General features: G+C 62.3%; 1 protein-coding gene and 1 pseudogene. Both read right to left on the reverse strand.

The window, feature by feature from the left end:
• Positions 1-180 (reverse strand): annotated as a pseudogene (locus AC1DYJ_RS31815) (DNA mismatch repair endonuclease MutL); the annotation flags it as partial.
• A 271-nt stretch (positions 181-451) separates the two neighbouring features.
• Positions 452-642 (reverse strand): LysR substrate-binding domain-containing protein (locus tag AC1DYJ_RS31820; protein ID WP_477426403.1); only part of this gene is annotated, 191 nt, incomplete at its 5' end.

The raw sequence follows: 642 nt of genomic DNA on the forward strand, positions 1-642 counted from the left end.
GCCGTCATCGGTGACACGGATCAGGTTCAATCCACCGCCGGCGGTGACGACCTCGACCCGAGATGCGCCGGCATCGAGCGCGTTCTCGACCAGCTCCTTCACCACGCTCGCCGGACGCTCGATGACTTCGCCGGCGGCGATCTGGTTGATCATCGTTTCGGAAAGCTGGCGAATGGGCATGGGGGGAGTATAGGCGGATTCGAAGGGTGTGCGGAAGCTTTGATGCTACGGAACAATGGATACGCCGGCGGGACAGCACCCCTCTCTGTCCTGCCGGACATCTCCCCCTCAAGGGGGGAGATTAGATGTCATCACGGCTTTCGCCAATTTTCGACCTTCAAAAGGACGAGCCAGCGTCAAAGCTGCTAATCTCCCCCCTTGAGGGGGAGATGTCCGGCAGGACAGAGAGGGGTGCTGTCCCGCCAGCCTCAAGAGGTTGCGCCAGTCAAACTCACGCCTGCGCCGCCAGCCAATCCCTCACTTTCCGCGCATTCTCGCTCAACTCCCGGTTCTTCGGCCACACCACGTAGAACGCCTTGCCGGTCTTCAGCACGTGATCCGTCACCGGCACCAGCAGCCCCGTCGCCAACAGCCGTTCAGCCAGATGCCGCCAGCCGAGCGCGATGCCCTGACCCTCCATCA

It is taken from the genome of Mesorhizobium sp. P2_B11, from assembly GCF_056404855.1.